The 22,780-nt window shown below is 42.6% G+C and carries 17 protein-coding genes; 12 read left to right on the forward strand and 5 right to left on the reverse strand.

The features are described from left to right. Positions 1–194 precede the first annotated feature (194 nt). Positions 195–1,553 carry an MATE family efflux transporter gene (locus DYE48_RS20010; RefSeq protein WP_115825089.1) on the reverse strand — a complete coding sequence of 453 codons (1,359 nt, stop codon included), beginning with the start codon at positions 1,551–1,553 and terminating at the stop codon, positions 195–197. Between the two features lie 110 nt (positions 1,554–1,663). On the opposite strand from DYE48_RS20010, the gene DYE48_RS20015 reads away from it, so the two are divergent. From DYE48_RS20015 to helD, 4 genes are all read left to right on the forward strand, one after another. After that, positions 1,664–2,740 (forward strand): undecaprenyldiphospho-muramoylpentapeptide beta-N-acetylglucosaminyltransferase, encoded by a 1,077-nt coding sequence (locus tag DYE48_RS20015; RefSeq protein ID WP_115825090.1) that lies wholly within the window; start codon positions 1,664–1,666, stop codon positions 2,738–2,740. Between the two features lie 169 nt (positions 2,741–2,909). Continuing rightward, positions 2,910–3,335, forward strand: coding sequence for an ATP-binding protein (locus DYE48_RS20020; protein WP_115825091.1), 426 nt, complete (start codon positions 2,910–2,912; stop codon positions 3,333–3,335). A gap of 5 nt (positions 3,336–3,340) precedes the next feature. After that, complete coding sequence (locus tag DYE48_RS20025; protein WP_115825092.1) at positions 3,341–3,694, forward strand: hypothetical protein; 354 nt, start codon at positions 3,341–3,343, stop codon at positions 3,692–3,694. 754 nt (positions 3,695–4,448) lie between these two features. Next, entirely contained in the window at positions 4,449–6,752 is a 2,304-nt protein-coding gene (gene helD / locus DYE48_RS20030) for an RNA polymerase recycling motor HelD (protein WP_244199492.1), read from the forward strand. 116 nt (positions 6,753–6,868) lie between these two features. Here the strand turns inward: helD and DYE48_RS20035 are convergent, their stop codons facing one another. Genes DYE48_RS20035 through DYE48_RS20045 form a run of 3 tightly spaced genes read right to left on the reverse strand, consistent with a single transcriptional unit; the run spans position 6,869 to position 10,580 of the window. Continuing rightward, positions 6,869–7,999 (reverse strand): Ger(x)C family spore germination protein, encoded by a 1,131-nt coding sequence (locus DYE48_RS20035; RefSeq protein WP_115825093.1) that lies wholly within the window; start codon positions 7,997–7,999, stop codon positions 6,869–6,871. Beyond that, a complete protein-coding gene (locus DYE48_RS20040) occupies positions 7,996–9,102 on the reverse strand; it encodes a GerAB/ArcD/ProY family transporter (protein WP_115825094.1) in 1,107 nt (368 codons plus the stop codon). The genes DYE48_RS20035 and DYE48_RS20040 overlap by 4 nt, the downstream gene beginning before the upstream one ends. Next, the gene (locus DYE48_RS20045) at positions 9,099–10,580 is read right to left on the reverse strand and encodes a spore germination protein (RefSeq protein WP_115825095.1); all 1,482 of its coding nucleotides are present in this window, start codon (positions 10,578–10,580) and stop codon (positions 9,099–9,101) included. The genes DYE48_RS20040 and DYE48_RS20045 overlap by 4 nt, the downstream gene beginning before the upstream one ends. A 152-nt stretch (positions 10,581–10,732) precedes the next feature. Between DYE48_RS20045 and DYE48_RS20050 the strand changes: the two genes are divergently transcribed. The 8 genes from DYE48_RS20050 (at position 10,733) to DYE48_RS20085 (ending at position 21,560) form a co-directional block, all read left to right on the forward strand. Beyond that, entirely contained in the window at positions 10,733–11,752 is a 1,020-nt protein-coding gene (locus DYE48_RS20050) for a TIGR00341 family protein (protein ID WP_115825096.1), read from the forward strand. A 1,008-nt stretch (positions 11,753–12,760) separates the two neighbouring features. Further along, complete coding sequence (locus tag DYE48_RS20055) at positions 12,761–14,470, forward strand: ABC transporter ATP-binding protein (protein ID WP_244199493.1); 1,710 nt, start codon at positions 12,761–12,763, stop codon at positions 14,468–14,470. Continuing rightward, complete coding sequence (locus DYE48_RS20060) at positions 14,467–16,494, forward strand: ABC transporter ATP-binding protein (RefSeq protein ID WP_115825097.1); 2,028 nt, start codon at positions 14,467–14,469, stop codon at positions 16,492–16,494. Before DYE48_RS20055 ends, DYE48_RS20060 begins: the two co-directional genes overlap by 4 nt. A gap of 32 nt (positions 16,495–16,526) precedes the next feature. Next, on the forward strand, positions 16,527–17,360 hold the full coding sequence (locus tag DYE48_RS20065; RefSeq protein WP_115825098.1) for a S1C family serine protease: 834 nt from the start codon (positions 16,527–16,529) through the stop codon (positions 17,358–17,360). 364 nt (positions 17,361–17,724) lie between these two features. Continuing rightward, positions 17,725–18,462 (forward strand): RNA polymerase sigma factor SigI, encoded by a 738-nt coding sequence (gene sigI / locus DYE48_RS20070; protein WP_089653127.1) that lies wholly within the window; start codon positions 17,725–17,727, stop codon positions 18,460–18,462. Beyond that, positions 18,459–19,676 (forward strand): anti-sigma factor domain-containing protein, encoded by a 1,218-nt coding sequence (locus DYE48_RS20075; RefSeq protein WP_115825099.1) that lies wholly within the window; start codon positions 18,459–18,461, stop codon positions 19,674–19,676. The genes sigI and DYE48_RS20075 overlap by 4 nt, the downstream gene beginning before the upstream one ends. Positions 19,677–19,747: 71 nt before the next feature. After that, positions 19,748–20,149 (forward strand): DUF1499 domain-containing protein, encoded by a 402-nt coding sequence (locus DYE48_RS20080; protein WP_115825100.1) that lies wholly within the window; start codon positions 19,748–19,750, stop codon positions 20,147–20,149. Continuing rightward, on the forward strand, positions 20,139–21,560 hold the full coding sequence (locus DYE48_RS20085; RefSeq protein WP_115825101.1) for a dihydrolipoyl dehydrogenase family protein: 1,422 nt from the start codon (positions 20,139–20,141) through the stop codon (positions 21,558–21,560). The genes DYE48_RS20080 and DYE48_RS20085 overlap by 11 nt, the downstream gene beginning before the upstream one ends. Positions 21,561–21,614: 54 nt before the next feature. Here the strand turns inward: DYE48_RS20085 and DYE48_RS20090 are convergent, their stop codons facing one another. Continuing rightward, a complete protein-coding gene (locus tag DYE48_RS20090) occupies positions 21,615–22,238 on the reverse strand; it encodes a TetR/AcrR family transcriptional regulator (protein WP_115825102.1) in 624 nt (207 codons plus the stop codon). Positions 22,239–22,780: the final 542 nt, after the last annotated feature.

Genomic DNA, 22,780 nt, shown 5'->3' on the forward strand with positions numbered 1-22,780 from the left:
ACGGTAAAGGGGCGGAGGAGAATGGGGAGACTCCTGTGGGAAAAAAGTGCATGGTGAGACCCCGCAGGACGCAGTCCGAGGAGGCTCACCGCGCTCCCACGGAAAGCGACTCATTCCCCGCAGCCCCCATCCACTCAACAAAAGTCTCGAAATCAAGTCTTACACAATCCTGCCAGATTGTTTAATAATAGTCTCTAGGAAGCGCTTATTTGGGTGTTTCTTTTTTGGATGTATAGCATACGGATGAGGAGGGTGATGGCTCCTGCGGTCAGGCCGATCGTTAAGCTTAACCAGTATCCGTAAGGCCCGAGGGCCGTATAGTTCGCAAGCCAGTACCCACTCGGCAAGCCTATGCCCCAGTAAGAAATGAATGCCATGACAAGCGTAATGTTCACATCTTTATAGCCGCGGAGAATACCCTGGAGAGGTGCTCCGAATCCATCAGACAGTTGAAAGAAGATGGCATAGATAATGAAATTCTTAGTCAATTCAATCACTCTGTCATCTGTACTGTAGAGTCTTGCAATCGTATCATCAAACAAAAATAAAATCAGACCTGCAAAAACACTCATCATTACAGCCGAAGCAATTCCTAAATAAGAATACGTTCTAGCTTGCTTGTGTCTTTCTGCCCCGACTTCGAATCCAACGGCAATTGTAAGCGCGAAGGCGATACTCAAAGGAACCATATAGAGAAGAGAGGCGAAATTGATGGCTGCCTGGTGAGCGGCAATTGTATTCGTGTCGTAAGCCGTCATGAAAAAAGTGACGGCGGCGAAAATACTTGTTTCAAAAAAGATAGCAAAACCGATGGGAATGCCGATTTTCAATTGTGCCCACCACTCTTTCCATTCAGGCGAAATCCATGATTGGAAAATGTGATAGGTTCTTAGTGGGCGGAGTTTGTGAATGATGGTAACAATAATAACTAATGATACCCAATAGGTAAGAGCAGAAGCTACTCCTGCTCCGATTCCTCCGAGTTCGGGGGCACCCAATCGACCGAAAATGAACATATAATTAAAAAGAACATTGATAGGCAGTGTCATCAGTATGACAGCCATTGAAACTTTGGTTTGCCCCAGAGCATCAACAAATGACCGAAGGATGTTGAAAACAAACAAAGGGACGATTCCTATTCCCAGTGTCACTAAGTAATATTTCGCTACATGCCGGACATCGGGTGTGATGTCTAGTACAGACAAGATGGGATCCAATAAAAAGAATCCGATCGTTCCTATCCCACCGGCCAAAACGATGGATAAATAGATTCCTTGTTTGACGGAATAAGAAATTTCATTTTCTTTCTTTGCCCCTTTTAGTTGGGCAACAATTGGGGAAATAGCCATGAGGATACCATTCAATCCTGTAAATACAGGCATCCAAATACTTGACCCTATCGCTACTCCTGCCAGTTGATCAGGCCCGGACTGACCAGCCATAATGGTATCGAAAAAATTCATGAGGTACATTCCGATTTGTGTGATCAGGATAGGAATGAGGATGACGCAGAACAATTTTATTTTTTCTTTTAATGTCTTTGTTTCATACATAGGCCACACTCTTTTCTGGTACAATTCTCTTTAGAGGAATACGAGGATTATAGCATAGTAACACATCCAGACCTACTTAAGAAGCTCTCTGAAAGGACGTTGATTAACATATGAGTCAGAAACGGATTTTATTTACAGGTGGAGGAACAGCGGGACATGTCATTGTGAACCTTGCGCTGATTCCAGAATTCCAGAAACAAGGTTACACCGTCGATTACATCGGATCCTACAGTGGGATTGAAAGAAAATTGATCGAGCCTTTAGATGGAGTCACCTACCATGGCATCTCAACAGGAAAGCTGAGGAGATACATGTCGAAGGAAAACTTCAAGGATCCTTTCAAGGTGTTGAAAGGATTAGCTCAATCTCTTCGCATCATTCAGAAAAGGAAGCCTCAAGTTATTTTTTCAAAAGGGGGATTTGTCTCCGTACCGGTCGTCATGGCGGCGCGCTTGAGGAGCGTTCCAACTGTCATTCATGAATCGGATTATACGCCAGGTCTAGCCAATAAACTCTCCTTCCCGTTTGCGAAAAAAATCTTGGCCACTTTTCCAGAGACCATGAACCACCTGCCAGAAGGAAAAGGCGAATATATCGGGGCCGTTGTTCGGGAAGAGCTGTTTGAAGGAGACCGCTCTAAAGGCTTAGCCTTGTGTGAATTCCACAAACAGAAACCTGTAGTGATGGTGATGGGAGGTAGTACAGGGTCGAAAAGAATCAATGATGCGATTCGCGACAATTTAGATGAATTGCTTCAGGAAGTTCAGATCGTTCATATTTGTGGGCACGGGCACAAAGACACGTCCATTAACAAGCGTGGATATGCCCAGTTCGAATATGTTCAGGATGAGCTGAAGCATTTGTTTGCTGCCACAGACTATATCGTCTCGAGAGCAGGATCAAATGCGATCTTTGAATTCTTAGCTTTGAAAAAACCCATGCTTCTCATTCCTTTATCAAGAAAAGCGAGCCGTGGAGACCAAATTTTGAACGCAGACTCTTTTGTTAAACAGGGATACGCGCTAAAAAGAGAGGAAGAAGAACTCACAAATGAAACATTATTGAATGATCTCCGTCAACTGATTGACAATCGTGACCAAATTCTTGAATCCATGCAGAGATACCAAAGTGAACGGACAAAAGAAAAAGTAATGGAAATCATTCAAAGTCATGAAAGAAGGAAGTGAGATACCTTCCTTCCATTGAGGGAGGGATGGTTGCATCTATTTTCCATTTATATGAAAAAGTTAACACTTCCCCTTTTAAGTAATTTGGATAAAGGGAATAGGAAAGTGAACAAATCCATTTACTAAGAACGATGATTACACATCATCGACTTAGAAGAGGAGAGGCTGCATGATGAAGGCATCTATAGAAGCCAATATCAGACATCCAAGAGAACTGAGAGATGTCCGACGGAAATATTCACCATATCTGGCCGAATACTACGGGAACGACCAACTTCTTGTGGACGCATCCATTACCGAAGCTGTATGGAACGCATGGATCCATGGTCATCATGAGAGGACGGATTATCCCGTCTTATTAAAAATTCACTTTCTTCATTCACGATTGGTCGTCAGAGTCTATGATCATGGGGACGGTTTTGACTGGAGGCCTTATCAGGTGACAGGTGATGTGAAGCACTGGTTTCCAAGTGTGGAAGACTTGGAGGAGAGTGGACGTGGAATTACGTTAATGTTTAGAGTTATGGATATTTTGCGATATAATGAAAAGGGCAACGAGTGTTTGCTAATGAAAAAATATCTCAATCAGGAGTAGATTTCGTGAACACAAACATCTGTCAGTATTGTTTCAAAAAAATTCAGGACCGTGACGAGCTTGTCACAGCATCCAACTGGTTCCGAATACGTCCTTATCATTATCGTTGTTTCGAACTTTTAGAGCAGGATACGAAAACAATCGCAGGAGCCTGGACACCAATCAATGGAAGAGTAGGACTTGTGACTGTGTTTCTCATGCTTGTTCTGGCGATCGTTCTTCTCTTTACCAATCTTCTTGGGGGGATTGGGGATTTGGTAGGATTTCTGGCCCTATATCCTGTACTTTTGCGTATTCTTTCCTTCTTTATATTCGAGATGCATCTGCCGAAATATTTGGAAAACAAAAACAGACCCTAAGATGACTTTTCAATAGCAGTTTAGTTTAGGTGTACGCGCAAACAAGGCGCACACTTAAACTAAACTGCTTTTCATTTTATCTTCATTATATGGCAGGATTGTGGAAGACTCCATTTCGAGACTTTCTGGGGTTCGTTTGCCGTTAAGCGTTAGGGGTGGCTGGGAAGTAGCTTTCCTTTGGTGATTGAGGCAAGCCTGTTTCGCACTGCAGGGTCTCCCCAGCCAATCCATTCCCGCGGGAGTCTCGCAACTTCCCAACCACCCCATTTAAGAGATGAGATAAACGAACCCACCTACACGAATGGAGGGTCTTCCATAACCACTCCTTCCTAGTTGAGAAGCGCTCTATAGCAAGCTTTAGAATACAAATGACTAGCTTGTTTAAAAGGTTAATTCACTGACTTCCAATACGCTGGAAAGCTGCTTATTCTGGAAGTAGTTTCGAGATACTCTTTTGGTCAAGGGGCGGAGGGAAACGGTGAGACTCCTATGGGACGTGTGGGACAGGTGAGACCCCGGAAGGCGTAGCCTGAGGAGGCTCAGCGCCCGCCCCATGGAAAGCGAACTGTTTCCCGGAGCCCCTAAACTCCCACAAACATCTCGAAACTGAGTCTTCCACAATCGGGAGTTTAAATGAAATATTTCATTAAATGATTGCGCTTCCATCGTGGTTGTGGTATCTTATTTATTCGTTGCTTTGAAAAACTGCATGAAGGGCCAGCGCTCACGCGTCATTCCATTAGGGAGAAGTTCTGTGAACCTTACAGAACAAAAAGAAGGAGGAATGGCTCAAATGACGGAACGGCATCCGGAATTTGATAAAGAACTAGACCGGCTATCATTTACGAAAACTTACATGGACAGACTGATCACCTCACAGGAAACGGGTCAGGAATCACTGAAGAAACGCCAGGAAGACACCCTTGAGAACCTTAGCTTCAAGGACAGCAGTCTTAGATATCAAGAAATGCTTTCTCATGCGAATTTCATGAAAATGTCAAAAGACCAGCTGGAGAACCTCAAATATCTACGAAACAAACCATACTTTGCCCGCATCGATTTTCATCAAAAAGAAAAGCCCGATCGAGAAATTTTTTATATTGGTAAGACGTCATTATTTGACCGAGAAACTCAGTTTCCTATTATCTTGGATTGGCGCTCTCCTCTAGCAAATGTTTATTATGAAGGACGCTTGGGAGAAGTGAGTTATGAAGCTCTTGGAGAAAGATACGAAGGGGATGTTTCCTTAAAAAGACAGTACCAAATCGAAGATGGAGAACTGTTGGATTACCGGGATATCGACCTTACAACAAAGGATGAATTGCTTCAGGATTCGTTAGCTCAAAATGCAGAGAAGCGTTTAACTGAAATTGTATCGACGATTCAAGAAGAACAGAATAAAATCATTCGTGCAGACTTACGAAAGCCGATTATTGTGCAGGGGGCCGCGGGGAGCGGGAAAACAACGATAGCTCTTCATCGGATTTCTTATTTTCTGTACACGATGAAAGAAATTTTCCGTCCTGAAGAAATGCTTATTCTTGCGCCTAACCGCCTGTTTATTCAGTACATTTCTGAAGTCTTGCCGGAACTTGGGGTGGATCGAGCTAGACAAACGACATTCACCGATTTTGTTCAACAGGCTACGGGTATTCATCTGCCTGTCATCTCTCAGCATGAGGTGCTAATGAATGTGGTGGAAAAATCTTCGGATCACAGTTCTATTCATGGTGCACGACTAAAAGGATCGAAAGCATTCAAAGCAATCCTGGATGGCTATCTGCAAATATGGAAGAAATGCTACGAGGTAGAGAGTGATTTTAAGCTCGCAGGATTCAAGATTAAAAGTGCAAAAGCCATCAATCGTCTGTTTTTTGAGGAATACAGCTATTTTCCTTACGAGGTGCGCGTCCAAAAAATTAAAGCCGTATTGCAAAGTGAATTAAGAAGAAAAAAGAAACAAATATTGGACAAAATGGCGGCCAAATATGATGAAGCCTTGGATGATGCGCTTTATGGTATGAAGGATGCGGAGAAACGGAAAATCCGCGTCAGTTTTTTAATTACACGGAAAGAGGAAAGGCTGGATGAAATTAAGAAAGCAGCCCGGACAGCGGTTAATCGTTTTATGAAGAAATATCCGAAAGTGGTGGTATGGACCATCTATCAGCAGCTCTTTGAGGAGAAAATGTTTTCAAAGGTTCATGCTGAAGAATCTTATGAGTGGGAACAAATGAGAGAGAATACGAGAAATGTGCACGCAAACGGGAAGCTTTTTGCGGAGGATTTGGCTCCTCTTTTGTATTTGAAGACCTTTATCACAGGTCTTGATCCTGATGATCGTGCAAAGAAAGTGGTCATTGACGAAGCACAGGATTATAGCTTTATGGAAATTTTTAGCTTGAGGAAGGCTTTTCAAACGGATTTGTTCACCATTGTAGGAGACTTGGCTCAAGGGATCTATCATTACCGGGGATTAGATAATTGGGAAACACTTCAAAACGAAATTTTCCCAACAGCGAACTATCTCACGTTGCAAAAGACGTACCGGACGACAATTGAAATCATGAACTTAGCGAATGGTCTTCTAGACGATATGCCGGATGCACTTCCGAAAGCGGAGCCTGTCGTCCGACATGGGGATGTGCCTACTTTTCTTTATAGGGATGAGCTTCGGAAAGGGAACATCCATCAGCTGATCAACGTTTTAGTCAGAAAAGGGATGAACAACTTCGCTTTCGTTACGAAAACAAAACAAGAGGCGGAGCAGCTGGCTCGTGAACTTCCTTCCTTCGAAATTATGGAAGAGAATGCGGACATGTTAGGGGATCGTGTCATTCTCCCTGCATACCTTGCTAAGGGGCTGGAGTTTGATGTTGTTTTTCTCTTTTGTAATGAACATTCTTATGAGAAAAATGAACTGGATTTGAAAATGCTCTATGTAGCTATGACGAGACCTCTCCATCGTTTATATATGATTGGCAGGCAGCCTGATGACTTTCTCCTAACTGACAAGGATGGACTTTGGACTCATAAATGTTTCCAGGTCGAAGCGTAGGTAGCGGTTCATCTTCATAATAGAATTACACACAAAGACGGTCTTGGGGATTGTTTAAATGGATTTAACCCCTTGTGATGAAAAGGCGAACCTTTCTTCACAAGGGGTTTTTATCTTTATTCGGAAATGCCATAGCGGAGTAGTTTAAACGATACATCAAAATCAACTTGGAGACTTGGGATTTGTTCGCGCCAATTTTCTTTTGTGACCCGATTCGTTCTGTTTTGGGCGTTATATTTAGCTCCGAATCCGACCGGGTCGACTTGATGTTCGATTAGAATCTGCAAGGTTTCTTGAAGGTGTTCTTTTACTTCTTTTTCAACTTGTTTTTCCAAAGCTTCTACAGCTTCTTTATTTTTCAAATCGATCTCTTGGGTGATTTCCAACAAGCGCCCTTCCATCTTCAGTGTGAATGATTGATTTGTCGGATCTCCTTTAGAAGGATGGATGTAATGTTCTGTATTTAGTTCATGAATCGATACATGCAGGGCACCATCGCCTGGTTTGTCGATGCTTTCCTTCTTGTGATACTTCTTTAAAGCATCATCTGCCAGTTGGATTTGAAATTGCCCGTGCTCGAATTCTTGCTTCATCAACATAATGTAGAAAGTATTTTCATGGGATGTGGTGTGGACGTAGCGGTCATCCTGGAATAAACTGATTCCGTTGATCACTGCTTTATCCTCATCAAGGGTAAGGGATGGAAGGATGGGATCTCTACCGGCATCGTAATAGTCATGCAGGAAACTGGTCAGAACAGCATTGGGGATGGCTTCTTCGTTGATGCTTTTTTTAATCAGCTCCTGAATGTAATTTCCTGTGTTGGGACGATCTTCATCATTTCCTGATTTCAAGAGGTCTTCTGACGGGACCTCACTTGTAGCTAAAAAACCCATATCCGATATCGCCGCATCCCTTTGAAGGGTGTCCATATACTTCATCATTCCTCGTTTGGCCAGCTCGTTTTCAAATATTTCAAGTCTCACTTGACCGGATACAAGTTGATGACTGGTGAGCCGGCTTGTAGCAAACCGGATCCCTTTTGAGGTATCTGATTCCCCTGTAACGACCTGTGATGTGCTCGCTTCAGCCGTATCGAACTGGTACATGACGAGGGTGCCCCGTATCCGTTGGTCTTCAGTCAGATCATACCCGACAGCTGTAATAATTCCTAATGATTCGATATAAGACTTCGGTATACAACCTGCGAGTATGAAAACGATAATCAGAATGGAGGACCATTTCATGAAGCATTCCTCTTTTTCTTTAATTTTTTTAATAGAACCATCATGTAAATCAAAAATGGATAGACAAAAACAATCCAAAACCCGATTTGTCCTGTCCAGTTGGTCAGTTCGTTTAGGGCGACCCTTTTTTCAGCCGTTATCGAAGTGAAGAATAAAAGGAATGCCAATCCATATAATGTTGGTTTCTTAGGAGCATTGAACAGTCGCTTCAAGGAATGGACAATCATCCACCCGAATAAAACGATATTCGGTATGATGACCATCATCCATAACGCCACCGCAATAAAATCAAACCGTTCTAGAACGGAAAAACTAATGATTTTGAACAAGGATAATGTGGCCCATACGATGGCCTTCAACTGATCAGGACTGAAATATCCGATGGAAACAACGGTTACTAACAGGATGAGGAAAGTCGTAAAGAATACACCCGCATGTGCAGGCAACGCTGCTCTTTTTTTGTCTTGGATAAACGGATAAACAAAAAAGAGAATCTCAAGTCCAAGCACGGAAAAGGTGACTTTCTGCACGCCCTTTAGTAAATCAGGAGCCGGTGTCCGAAAGACTGGTAGGAAGTGTTCCCAGTCCATATAGGTAATCGGTTTATAGATCGTAAAGACAAGCCAGATGGTAAGGAAGAAAAAAATGACGCTCGTACCTACAACCACTCTGAAGCCGCCTAAGATACTATAAACCATAAGCGAGAGTAAAAAGAGAGCCATAAGCCAGATGGGCATCTCTGGAAAGACAAACACCTGAACAACTTCAATGTAATTCTTAATCACCGTCAAGAGAAGCAGGAAAATATAAAGGACGTACACAGTGCCCAACGTTTTCCCAATCCATACGCCAAACAAATCTTGTTGAATCCCAAGAATGTCCGCATTTTCATAAGACTTTAAAATTTGCAGCATGACGAAAACAATCAAATGAAGGTAAAGGCCCGCGATTAATACTGAAACCCAGGCATCCACACCTGCTTCGAGGACAAGAATCCTGGGCACCCCCATTAAACCAGCGCCGATTTGAGATGTGTGGATGATAAAGAAAAGATAGAACGATTGAACGGCACGATCAGGGTGGAAGGGAATATTCGTGTTCATAGACGGTCCACATCATTCCGTTCGGCCGCTTTTGATTCCCTGTATCTGGATCTATCTTTGGTCATGAGGGATTTTGACCGTTCCGCATTTTTTTGAAAAGGTACTCTGAATATTGATTCATTGAAGTCACCCCACTGCAATGGATAGATAGGGGACAAGTATGGACGACCCAATGATTTCTGCTTTAATAAATGTATGACTAGGAAAGACAGGGCAAAAACAATTCCTATGATCCCCCAGGCTCCTGCTAGAAGGATCATCGGAAAGCGGATGATCCTAATCGCTGTCCCCATTAAATAACTCGGGGCAGTAAAGGAAGCCAGTGCGCTGAGTGCGATGATAATGATGAGAATGTTGCTCGTAAATCCAGCTTCTACAGCAGCCTGACCGAGAACGATCCCTCCAACGATACCCATTGTCTGACCTACCTTGGTAGGTAATCGCGCCCCTGCTTCGCGAAGCAATTCAATTAACATTTCCAATAAAAGGGCTTCTAGAACGGGTGGGAAGGGGACGGTTGACCGCGATTGGCCTAACGATACAAGCAGGGTGCTTGGGATGATTTCATAGTGAAACGTCAGAGCAGCTACATACATCGGTGTCAAAACGATGGACAAAGCCATAGAAATGAAACGAAGCAACCTTATGAAACTCCCCATATTCCAGCGCATATACAAATCTTCCGTCGACTCAAAAAAACTGAAGAGGTTCATTGGACCAATCAACATGGTCGGGCTTTTATCAACCATAACCCCTACACGGCCTTTAACAATCGCTTGGCAAAAGCGGTCAGGCAATTCTGTGAATATCAATTGTGGGAAAACTGTACTGGAGGAGTCCTCGATCAATTGTCCAAGGACACTCGTGTCTTCTACTTCAGGGACTTTTAAATCACTAATCCGCTGCCTTATAGTATCCACATTTTCTGTATCGGCAAGAGATTTTAAATACACGATACGAATTTCCGACTTAATCCGCTCGCCGACAATCAATTTTTCCGTAACAAGATCTGATGTATCTAAACGCCACCGTATGACATTCAGGTTCGTCATGAGGGATTCAGTAAACGAAACCTGAGGGCCAAATACCAGCGACTCTGTTTCTGCTTGGTTTAAAGAACGGTGTTCTTGATTAGGCAGAGCGAAGAGCGTCGCTTCCTTTTCACCTTCAATATAAATGCATACACTTCCATGAATCATCTGCTCTATGATGGCATCCATTTTGTCCTCTTGTTTTGTTGAAGCTATGGGGATTTTATTTAACAGAGCTTCATTGGTCCAGGGACGAGTAGATTTTGTGATGATTTCTAGAAGTTCATCCTCTAGTTGTTCTTTGTTTATTTGATAATGAATGAATTGGACAATAATTAATTGACCCTCATGATTAAAGACTTTTTGGACGAGGTCCGGGCTTTGGTTAAGCAATTCTTTGGATGACGATAGATATTCTTCTTTTTTCATCGGTAGTAGGAGAGACATCAAGGAACCTCCTTTCTCTTCTTGGCTAAGTAGAATTAGTATGTGGAAAATAGGAGACATTATGAAGGACGTTCAATACTTCCTCAGAGAGAGTAGAAAGATCTAAAGATTCATCAACTTCTTTACAGAATGGTCGAATAGAGGTGAACCGCATGAACTTGCAACTGATTGAAGTGTACATTCCTGACAAACACTTCGATTCCATCAATGAAAAGCTGAATGGGTATGATCATCGTTCGTATTGGGTTTCCAGTGAATCAGAAGAACGTATGCTTGTCCGAATCCTCGTCCAAAAAAATGAGGTGGAAGAAATCCTTAACTATTTAGAGGAAGTTTCCAATGTGGTGGAAGGGTTTGAAACCCTGTTAATCCCTGTTCAAACCTATATCTCCAAGGAAACCATTCATGAAGAAACCAAAGAGGAAAAGGCACAGGAAGACGATGAAGAGGAAAAGTCTCGTCTGCTTCGAGCGAGTCGGCATGAATTGATGAATGCCGCTGAAAAAAACAGTCATATTACAATGAATTATTCCTTACTTATTTTATTATCAGCAATCGTAGCTACTGTCGGTATTATTAAAGATAGTGAAGCGGTCGTCATCGGGGCTATGGTTATTGCGCCCATGATTGGTCCGGTTATCTCCGTTGCTTTTTTTGCTATTCTTGGGGATTATAAAGGGCTTGGGCAATCAGCTGTTAGTTCTTTATATGGTATAGCGATCGTATTGTTTATTTCCATAGCCTTCGGTTATTTCACTGATGTCGGAATGGAAAACGCTCAATACTTGGATAGAACGAAGGTTACTTTGATTGATATTCCATTAGGGGTAGCCTCTGGCGCTGCTGGAGCGCTTGCTTTTTTGAACCGTTTATCCGGGAACTTGGTTGGTGTGATGGTAGCTGTAGCTTTGCTTCCGCCTTCTGTCGCTATGGGTATGTCGATTGGAGATGGATCGATGACAGCAGCCTATGGTGCATTCTTATTAGTGACGGTAAACATCATGTCCATCCTTCTGGCGGCCGTCTCCATTTTCTCAATCAGCGGCATTCGTCCCGTCCGTTGGGATGAGGTTCAGAGGGCAAACGTATCCCGCCCGCTGTCCATCGTATTCGTCATCATCATAGTCCTCATCCTAGCCCTCGTCATCCTAGAAGGCCAGAATCTTATCTAACTATTGCTCCTTTTACTGGAAGACTTAGTTTCGAGGTGTTTCAGGGCTTCGTTTGCTAAAAGGGGAGTCAGGGGTGGTTGGGAAGCTACTCGCTTTCCTGTGGGGGAGTGGCGAGCTTCCTCGGACTACGTCCTGCGGGATCTCGCCTATCTCCTTTCTCCCACGGGAGTCTCGCAGCTTTTCAACCACCCCATTCGATGTAAGGGAGATACGAACCCCTATACCGAGAGGAAGTGTCTCCCACTCTTCTCTCCTAAGTAGGCATAAAGCGCTCTGGATCAAGCTTTTTCGTTCTTAATGCCCGCTGTGGAGAGGTTTATACTATCCCTTTTCCTAAATCATACAGGCTGATTTTCCAGAAGTGGTTTCGAGAATCTTCCATGGCAAAGGGGCGGAGGGGAATGGGGAGACTCCTGCGGGAAAAGAGTGCTAGGTGAGACCCCGCAGGACGCAGTCCGAGGAGGCTCATCGCGCTCCCGCGGAAAGCGAGCCATTCCCCGCAGCCCCCATCCACTCAACAAGAATCTCGAAATCGAGTCTTCAAGAATACTGCCAAATTGTTGAATAACCACGGCTTGAAAAAAATGGTTGATTTAAAATTCAGAAAAATATATAATATATAATCATTGATACAAAAGGGAGGTCACGATGATGAAAAAGCAATGTCTTCAATATAAAGACAACTTCATATCACTCGTGACTGAGAGACGTTTGTTAACCTGATTTTTTTGACAACCGTATAGAAGGATCAAGGTCACGTAGGTACGTGCCTTTTTTTATGTGTGAAAGCATACGTCAAAGGACGTATGCTTTTTTGTGTCTGATATAAATCGGTTACGACCGATTTGTATATATCAATCAAATTTTCAGAGGAGGAATCAAAATGGTTCACTACATGGAAAAGAAAGAATGGAACGAAGATTGGAAAGAGAGCGGTTAGCGACTGTTTTGAAGAGAGGGTGGTAGTTGATGTTTAATGTATTGTTCAAGCTGCGTTGGTTTTTTTAAATTTATTGGAAGCGTTACACATTGGCGATTATTGCTTTAATCATTGTCAGTATGATTGATTTGATTCCCCCGAAACTTGTGGGGATGGCGATTGATGAAATACAGTTCAATTCCTTTACGAGAGAGCGTCTATTGGAACTGTTACTCATTTATGGGGTGATCATCATCTCGAGTTATACCATTTCCTACTTATGGGATTATACGCTATTCAGTGGTGCGATGATGATGGAGAAAACAATGAGGTCCCGCTTGATGAATCATTTTCTGCGGATGACTCTGACTTTTTTTGGAAAGAACCGAACAGGGGATCTTATGGCTAGAGCTACGAATGATCTGAAAGCTCTGACGATGACGGAGGGTTTCGGTATCCTGACCCTGGTCGATTCGACCGTTTTTATGATGATGATCATTGCCGTTATGGGTTTTACGATAAGCTGGCCGTTGACCTTTGCAGCGTTGATTCCTTTGCCGATCATGGCTCTTGTCATGAATCGGTACGGGAAAGTAATTCACCAGCGTTTTACAGAAGCGCAGGAATCTTTTGGAGAAATGAACAATCAAGTCCTTGAGTCCATACGAGGAGTTCGAGTCATTCGAGCTTTTGTGCAAGAAAAGAATGATGAACGGTCATTCAACAAAATGACCAGTGATGTTTACGATAAAAACATAGAAGTAGCGAAGATTGATGCTCTATTTGAACCGACGATCAAAATATTGGTTGGCCTTTCTTATACGATCGGATTAGGGTACGGAGCGAACCTCGTGTTCCAAAACCAAATCACTTTAGGAGAAATGGTTTCCTTCAATGTTTATTTAGGGATGTTAATTTGGCCGATGTTTGCCGTTGGCGAACTGATTAACGTTTTGCAACGTGGAAATGCGTCCTTGGATCGTGTACAATCGACGCTTGATTATGAATCAGACGTGAAAGACCCTCAGTCACCTGGTTTTATAGAAGAGCCGAAGCAGATTGTGTTCAAAGGGCTATCCTTTCTTTATCCAGGGGCAGATAAGAAAAGTCTTGATGACATTCATTTAACAGTGAAGCAAGGGGAGACCATTGGGGTGGTTGGGAAAACGGGATCAGGGAAAACCACTTTGTTCCGTCAGCTCCTTCGAGAATATCCGAGGGCTTCTGGTTGTCTTGAGGTAAATGGCGTTTCTCTGGAAGACCTTAGTCTTGATCAGACAAGGGCGTGGATCGGTTACGTCCCACAAGAACAGGTGCTGTTCTCAAAAACAATCAGAGAGAATATTCAATTTGGTAAACCAGGTGCATCCGACCAGGAAATTAACCGAGTGTTAGAGCTTGCTCATTTTTCAAATGATATTCAGCATCTCCCTAAAGGGCTGGACACAAAAGTCGGGGAAAGTGGAGTTACGCTTTCGGGTGGACAAAAACAAAGGGTTTCCATTGCCCGAGCTTTTATCATGGACCCTGAAATTCTATTGCTGGATGATGCCATGTCAGCCGTAGACGGGAAAACAGAAGCTGAAATCCTTCAACATTTGAGAAAAGAACGGCAAGGAAAGACGACTTTCATTGCCGCTCACCGACTTTCAGCTGTTACCCATGCGGATCAAATCCTAGTCCTCGACGGTGGGGCAGTTATTGAAAAGGGGACGCACGATGAATTGGTTCTAAATGGCGGGTGGTATCAACAGCAGTATGAGCATCAACAGTTGGAAAACGGGGAGGTGGGACGATGAAGAAATCGACCGAAAAACAGCTGTTTCAGTATGCGTGGTTGTTTCGTAAACGTATATTCATTGGTCTGGTTTGTTTAATCATCGCCGTTGCTTTAGAACTCACCGGTCCATTCATTGCCAAAAGGCTGATTGATCAGCATATCATTGGGATTGAAAATCAATGGCATCAGGTCGAAACAAAAGATGAACATACCGTTACGTACAGAGGGGATATGTATAAACGCTCCGATCGAAGTGATGAGTTGGATGGAATCCTTCAAACTCGGACGATTTTGCAAGTTGATCGAAGCTATTATTTCACGGAGGAACAAGTGCCCGTCGCTGGCAGTCGTCAATGGCAGGACGGGGTTTTGATCGTTGAAACGTCAAACCGTACGTATGTTGTAGGTGCTGAAAAATTAGAGCTTCAGGAATTGTACCATTTTTTTCTTCCTGAAATGAAGTCCATCTATTGGCTCCTCATTTTATACGTTGGGTTATTGCTCATTGCATCCGTGTTTCAGTTTTCACATACGTTTTTGCTGCAAAAGTCTTCAAATAGAATTATTAGAAAAATGAGAGATGATCTTTTCACGCACATACAGACACTGCCGATCCAATTCTTTGTCGACCAACCGGCAGGGAAGGTGGTCGCTCGCGTAACGAATGACACAGAGTCAATCCGTGAGTTGTATGTAAAAGTGTTAGCGACATTCGTGACGAGTTTCTTTTATATGGGCGGCATTTATATCGCATTGCTGTTATTAGATTGGAAACTAGCTTTGTTGAGCTTATTATTAATCCCGATATTGCTGATTTGGATGAAGCTGTTCAAAGGGTATGCAGGAAGGTATAACCAAGTCGTGCGTTCCACCCTCAGTGACATGAACGGAAATATAAATGAAGCGATCCAGGGAATGTCAATCATTCAATCCTTTCGGCAGGAAAAACAGACGTCAGCAGATTTTGAAGGCTTGAATACTCGTCACTTTACCTACCAGAGAAAATTGATCAGACTAAATGCTTTAACATCATTTAATTTAGTGAATGTATTGAGGAATCTCGCTTTCGTAGCATTCATCTGGTACTTCGGAGCAGGTTCCATCGGTCCTGAAGGCATCGTTACGGCTGGCGTGCTATATGCATTCGTTGATTATCTGAACAGACTCTTCCAGCCGGTGACAGACCTTGTCAATCAATTGCCGCAGCTCGAAGAAGCCCGTGTAGCTGCAGGGCGTGTTTTCGAAATCCTGAATGAAAATGGAGAGCCTGTCGAAACTACACCGATTGACCGGTACAAAGGGGATATTCACTTTGATCAAGTGACGTTTGCCTACGAAAAGGGGAATGATGTGCTTAAAGATCTTTCATTCAAAGTGAATTCTGGAGAGACAGCCGCCTTCGTCGGTCATACAGGTTCAGGAAAGAGCTCCATAATGAATCTGTTATTCCGTTTCTATGATCCACAGCATGGAACAATCCGGATCAATGGAAAGGCGACGAACGAGTGGTCGAGACAGCAAGTGCGCAGCCACATGGGCATTGTCCTTCAAGATCCTTTCATCTTTAGTGGGTCGATTTTGTCGAATGTGACCCTGAATGATGAACGTATTTCCCGGGAAATGGCCATACAAGCGTTGAAAGCTGTCGGTGCTGATCACTTTGTGGAAAAATTACCCGGAAAATATGATGAACCTGTTAATGAAAAAGGGGATACTTTGTCGATGGGAGAAAGGCAGCTGATATCTTTTGCTCGAGCTCTAGCCTATGATCCAGCCATTTTGATTTTAGATGAAGCGACAGCAAACATTGATACGGAAACAGAACAACGGATACAAAAAGCGCTGGAAGTATTGAAGGAAGGAAGAACAACTCTGGTGATTGCTCATCGTTTGTCCACCATTCAACAAGCGGACCAAATTTTTGTATTGAATCATGGTACAATAATGGAACAAGGGACCCACCAGCAATTGATTCATAGCAAGGGTGAGTACTATCGTATGTACCAGATGCAGCAAGGCGCTGTAGGTATCGAAGCGGTATAGGTCTCAAAACTGCTTACATGGAGGCAGGTTTCATGCATGAGCAAGAATACGAAAAGAAAGACATCATCGATGATGACCTGTATGAAGAAATAGATGACGACGAATTGTATGAACTCGTTCAGGAAGAGAAAAGAAAAGCTTATGAACGGGAAAGGATGGAGAAAGAACAGCAAAAGGAAAAACGTCCTTTTCCTAAATGGATATTTTGGTTGATCGCTTTCATGATGGTATTGAATATTGTCGCCGTTCTTCCGAATACTTTTTCTATTCCAGCGATTGACTTCCTTATGACTTCAGCAAAACTTTCGACAGATGAAAAGATACAGACCTATAAGGAATCCGTTGTAGTGGTGGAGGCGGGAGAAAGTAAAGGAACGGGATTTGCTTTTACTGAAGATGGCTATATCCTTACGAACCATCATGTCATAGAAGATGAAAAAAGAATTTCTGTTGGCTTTCCAGATGATGGGCTTTTCGGTGCGGAAGTAGTAGAATCTTATCCTGAAGTCGACCTCGCTGTTCTTGATGTCGAAGGAGAAAATCTTCCTCATTTAGAACTTGCTGATGAAACGGTTTTTGATGCACGTGAACATGTGTACTTTATTGGGAATCCGCTAAAGTTTACAGGGATTGCTAATGAGGGGAATGTGATTGGCTATAAACAGTTGGCTGATTGGGATCGACAAGTTCTCATGCTTGATGCTCCGATTTACCGAGGAAACTCCGGGAGCCCGGTCATCAATGATCAAGGAAAAGTGATCGGAGTGGTTTTCGCCACACTCCATGATGATGAAGAGGGGCGGGTCGGCCTCGCGGTACCTATTGATTATTATTATGAACAAACGGAAAAAGGAAACCTTCCTTAGGTTTCCTTTTTTTGTTTTTACTTTTTATCACTTAGAAGCTCTAAACCACTTTGATGAGTATATATACCTATTAAATGGACTTTTTCGTCTCTTTTCTTTCTTTGTACACCATGGAAGAGTCTTAGGGCTTATTTTTTGAAATGGTTATTTAATAAAATGTAACCCCTATGAAGTAGACCGTTCAGGTGTTGTTCAGTAAAATGGTCATGGTCAAGGACAATACCTTTTTACCTGACCCCATAAAGACAAACTTCAGAAATTTTGGTTGATACGATTTTGTAACACAATTGAAATAATCTTAAAAAAGACACCCAAAAAATAAAAGCCATAATCGAAAACATTAATAGGCTGGAGGTGATAAAGGTTGATCAAACGTCTTTTTCAAAAAGCAGATCCCTCCCTGGATGAACAAGTAGCTTCAGCCAAACAGGGAGATGATGATGCACGTAATGAAATGCTGAAACAGTATCAACCTTTCATCGCCAAAAGTGTTTCTGAAGTTTGTAAAAGATATATAGACCCTAAAAAAGATGATGAATTCAGTATCGGTTTGCTTGCATTCAATGAAGCCATCCAATCTTATTCTTGTGATAAGGGAAGTTCATTTCTTTCTTTTGCGAGACTTGTAATCAAGCGGAAAGTGATTGATTATATTCGTAATGAACAAAGACGTGTGCCAGTCACTTCGCTTGATGAGGATTTCCATGATGAAGAACAAATGGAAAATCCTTTAGAAATTTCAGCGGCTAAGGAAAAGTTCCAATTGGAAACAGAAGCTTGGCATCGTAAAGAGGAAATTATGGAATTTCAGTCTCAATTGCAAAAGTATAAGCTATCCTTTGATGAGCTGATTGATGCCTCTCCTAAACATAGAGATGCCAGAGAATCCGCTGTTCAGGTGGCGAGGCTCGTATATGAAGATGAATTTTTGTGTTCACAAGTCATAGACAAAGGACGATTACCGATCAAAGATCTGGTCGATCGTGTCGATGTTAGTAAAAAAACATTAGAACGAAACCGTAAATTCATCATCGCATTAGTTCTCATCCTGAACGGGGATTACGTATATCTTAAGGATTATCTGAAAGGGGTGGGTATGTGAAAAAAGGTATTGTCATGGAACAGCAGAATGAATATATGATTGTCATGACTAGTGATGGCAAATTTCATAGAGCTGAGAAGGTTGACCATGCAGATGTTGGGATGGAAGTCCAATTTAAAACAGCTAATGAGCGTAAAGTCCTGCATCGATGGACGCAGGTTTTGCGTAATCATCATACGCGAGCAGCTGTTGTAGCCATTATGTTTCTACTGATGGTTTTTCCTGTTTTTTCGTGGTATGGAAGCAACCAAGCGTTTGCTTATATGAATATTGATATTAATCCTAGTGTTGAACTTGAATTGAATGATCAAATGCAAGTCATAGATATGATTCCTCAAAATGATGAGGCTGAAGAAATCGTTTCCGCTCTGAAGGATTGGAAAAAGAAAGATGCATCGGAAGTTACCTTTGAGTTGCTTGAATTGAGTCAAGCAAGGGGTTATGTGAATGATGCGAACCAAGTCCTGATTGGTATCAGTTATTTAAAAGAAGAAGTGGATCAAAATTACACGGAAGAGATTGAAACGTATCTCATGGAAAAAGCCACGAATATAAGCATTGCTACTTTCTTGGTTCCAAAGGATCTAAGAAGAAAAGCCATAGATCAAAAGGCATCTGTCAATGAAATGGTTGCAGACCGAATAAAGAATGAAGAAATGGACCAATCAGAAGAATCAGAACTCCCTGTTCATGTTGAAGATGATGATCGAGAAATTATTCAATCCTTTTATAAAGATGATTCATCTGAAGAAAAACAAGAGGAAGTACGTGATTCTGATGTGAAATCAGTGGTCCCTCCTGCTGTTGATGTGAAGCCTGAAAAACAGGGTGCAACAAATCAGAAACCCGAACAAGCAGGCCAAAAAGGAAAAGCGCAAGCTCCTGGTAAACAGAAAAAAAAGCCTGACCAAGAGGAAAAACACATAGAAAAGAAAGACAACGAGAAAAAGCACATAGAAAAGAAAGACAACAAGAAAAAACATAAAGAAAATGAAAACGAACGAAAAGAAGATCAGAAAGCGAGCGATAAACCAAAGGGAAAGCCTAAAACTTCTCCTAAACCAAAAGAGAAAGAAAAAAAGACGCAGAAAGATAAAGATTCAGGTTCGAAACATAATCATAAGCAGGATGACCGAAATAGAGGGAAAGGCTCGAACGAAAAAGAGAAACCTCCTCGCGGTAACGGGAATTCTTCGAATGGAAAGCACTCCTAGACACTTAGGAGTGCTTTTTTGTTGATGAAGCAGTGAGTATAAGGGTATCGTGTAGAAAAGGAGGAGTAATAATGAGTAAACCTTATATAGGCGTTAAGAATGGGAGGCTGTCGGACTGTCCGAAGTCTCCGAACTGTGTGAGTACTCAAACGGATCAAGAAGAAAAGAAGATGTCAGCGCTTGCTTTTTCTAAAGATTTGGAGACAACAAAGTCTGTAATCAAAGAAGTCTTGAGTGAGATGGAGAGGACGGCAGTTGAAACGGAAACCGAAAATTATATTCATGCCGTGGTCGAATCCAAGTGGATGAAATTCAAGGACGATGTTGAGTTCTATTTTGATCAGGAGGAAGAGGTCATACATTTCAGATCTGCTTCAAGAGTGGGGCATTCCGACTTTGGAGTCAATAAGAAACGAATGAAGGCCATCTCCGAACAATATGAGTCCATGAGGAGAGAAACTTATGACGTTTGATTATCAAATCGCCGTCATAGGTGGCGGTTCAGGCGGCTTAACGGTCGCAGCAGGCGCGGCAAGTTTTGGGGCGAAAGTAGCTCTTATTGAACGAAAAACTGAACTTGGTGGGGATTGCCTTCATTATGGATGCATGCCTTCAAAGGCATTGATTCAAGCGGCTAAAGAGGTGAAAGAGTCCGCTAAATACGCTGAATGGACCGAAGATGAATATAAAAAATTGTTCAAATCAGCGATGGAACGGGTCGCAGATGCTTTACAAGATGTCCAAGAACATGATTCAAAGGATCGCTTTATCAATCTTGGTATTGATATTTATGAAGCAGAAGGAACCTTTTTAGATGAACACACATTGCAAGTAGGGGAAAAGACGATTACAGCCAAACGTTTTGTCATAGCTACTGGATCTTCCCCAGCTATACCTCCGATCGATGGTTTGGAGGAAGTGGATTACTTAACAAATGAAACCATCTTTTCACTGAATCAGAAACCTTCTTCTATGGTGGTTATTGGCGGAGGAGTTATCGGAGTGGAACTGGCTCAGGCGATGAGTCGTTTAGGTGTGGATGTAACAATGATCGAGGGCAGTGAACAAATTCTATCTAAAGAGGATAAGGAAATAGCAAGCTTGTCTCAACGTTTGTTATCTGAAGAACTGAATATTTTAACGAATGCAAAGGCTGAACGCGTGGAGAAAAACGGGGATCAGGTTCACATCCACTATAAGAAAGATGGTGCTCCAAACAGCACCACTGCAGATACCATCCTTGTAGCGGCTGGCAGAAAAGCGAACATCGGAAGTCTTGGACTGGACAAGGCAGGTATTGTAACTGAAAAAGGCTCGATTCAAGTGGATGCAACTTTAAGAACCAATAAGAAGCATATTTATGCTGTAGGTGATTGTAATGGATCGATGCCTTTCACTCATGTCGCAGGAATGGAAGGTAAAATCGCCGTATCTAATGCCGTTTTGGGCCTTTCTAGAAAAGCTTCGTATGAAAAGATTCCATGGGTTGTATACTCAAACCCTGAAATTTATCATCTCGGTTTGACTGAAGAAGAAGCACAAGAGAAGTATGGGGAAGACTTATTAACCTTCAAAACAAAATTAGCTGACAACGATCGTTTTATGGCGGAACGGAAAAAAGAGGGACTTGTAAAAGTTTTGACAACGGACCGAGGAAAAATCGTCGGAGCTCATGCTATTGGTGAAGGGGCTGGAGAATGGATGCAGGAAGTTGGGACTGTGCAGGCGCTCAATAAGAAGTTTCAAAGCATCTCGAATGTCGTACATCCTTACCCTGCTAAAAACAATGTCGTCTCTCAAACCGCAGACCTTTATTGGAGAGAGAAACTGTTCGGAAGTAAATGGAATGATCTTATTCGGTGGTATGTGAAAAAATGGAGATAAACAAGGGATATAAAAATGCGTAGAGAAACAATCTCTACGCATTTTTTATATCAGCTATTCATTGTCTTTGTCCTCATGCAAATGCTCGTCCTGATTCCCCATCAGACCATAGAAAAACATATGGGTGATCTCTTCACTTAATTCCGGTAAAGAATGGTCGAAGAGATCTTCCTTCGAGCGCATCGCCTGGTAGTACATTTCTATATAAAACATGATGGAGCGGAAAGAAATATCCGGATGAACGTACCCTTGGGCTTTTCCTTGTTCCACGAGTTCCATCAGTAAAGGCACAGCATCTTTTTCTGTGAAGGTTTGAATCAGTTCCTGTAACTCAGGCTGGTCCCTCATCACTGTTTGAAGAAATCCAGGGTCCATATGGAGGATGTTTTCTTTTTTATCTTGAATGACAAATCGAATCTTTTTTTTGAAGTCCATATCGTCATTGTGGACGACGTCACGAAAACGATCCAATCGTTCGTAAATGAATTTTTTAACCGTCTCGAATTGGAGTTCATCTTTGCCGCCAAAATAATTATAAATGGTGACTTGAGAAACTTGTGCTTTTTTTGCAATTTCCTGGATGCTGACTTTCTGCACCCCATATTCTGAGAACAACTTCAGGGAGGCGTTCAAGATATTTTGCTTTTTGCGTTCTTTCCGTCTTTCAAATCCATTCATTGTCTACACCTCTTCTTAAACCATCATACACGAAGTTATGAACCGATTCAATTCATACATTTCATTTCCGCTCCCCCCGACTTCACTACTCCATCTTCCACATAAGCTCCCGATTGTGGAACACTCAGTTTCGAGACTTTTGTTGAGTGGATGGGGCTGCGGGGAATAGCTCGCTTTCCGCGGGGCCCCATATGAAGTGGGGTCGTTCGATGTTGGCACAGGACGTGCCGAACTTAATCGAACTTCCTCTATTCTCTTGAGCCTCCTCGGACTGCGTCCTGTGGGGTCTCACCATGCACTTTTTTCCCGCAGGAGTCTCGCCATTCCCCTCCGCCCCTTGCCGTAAGAGTTTCTCGAAACTACCTTCCAGTAACAAGAGCTTTTATGGTTAAGAATCCTATATCGACACGCCTTAAGCAGGATTTTACAACAGAACTAGGCAAGGTACTATAAGAGGGATTTCGAAAACCTCATTTGGTAAAGGGGCGGAGGGAAACGGTGAGACTCCTATGGGGTGTGCGGGACAGCTGAGACCCCGGAAG

The organism is Halobacillus trueperi (genome assembly GCF_003386945.1).
GTDB lineage: Bacteria > Bacillota > Bacilli > Bacillales > Halobacillaceae > Halobacillus > Halobacillus aidingensis.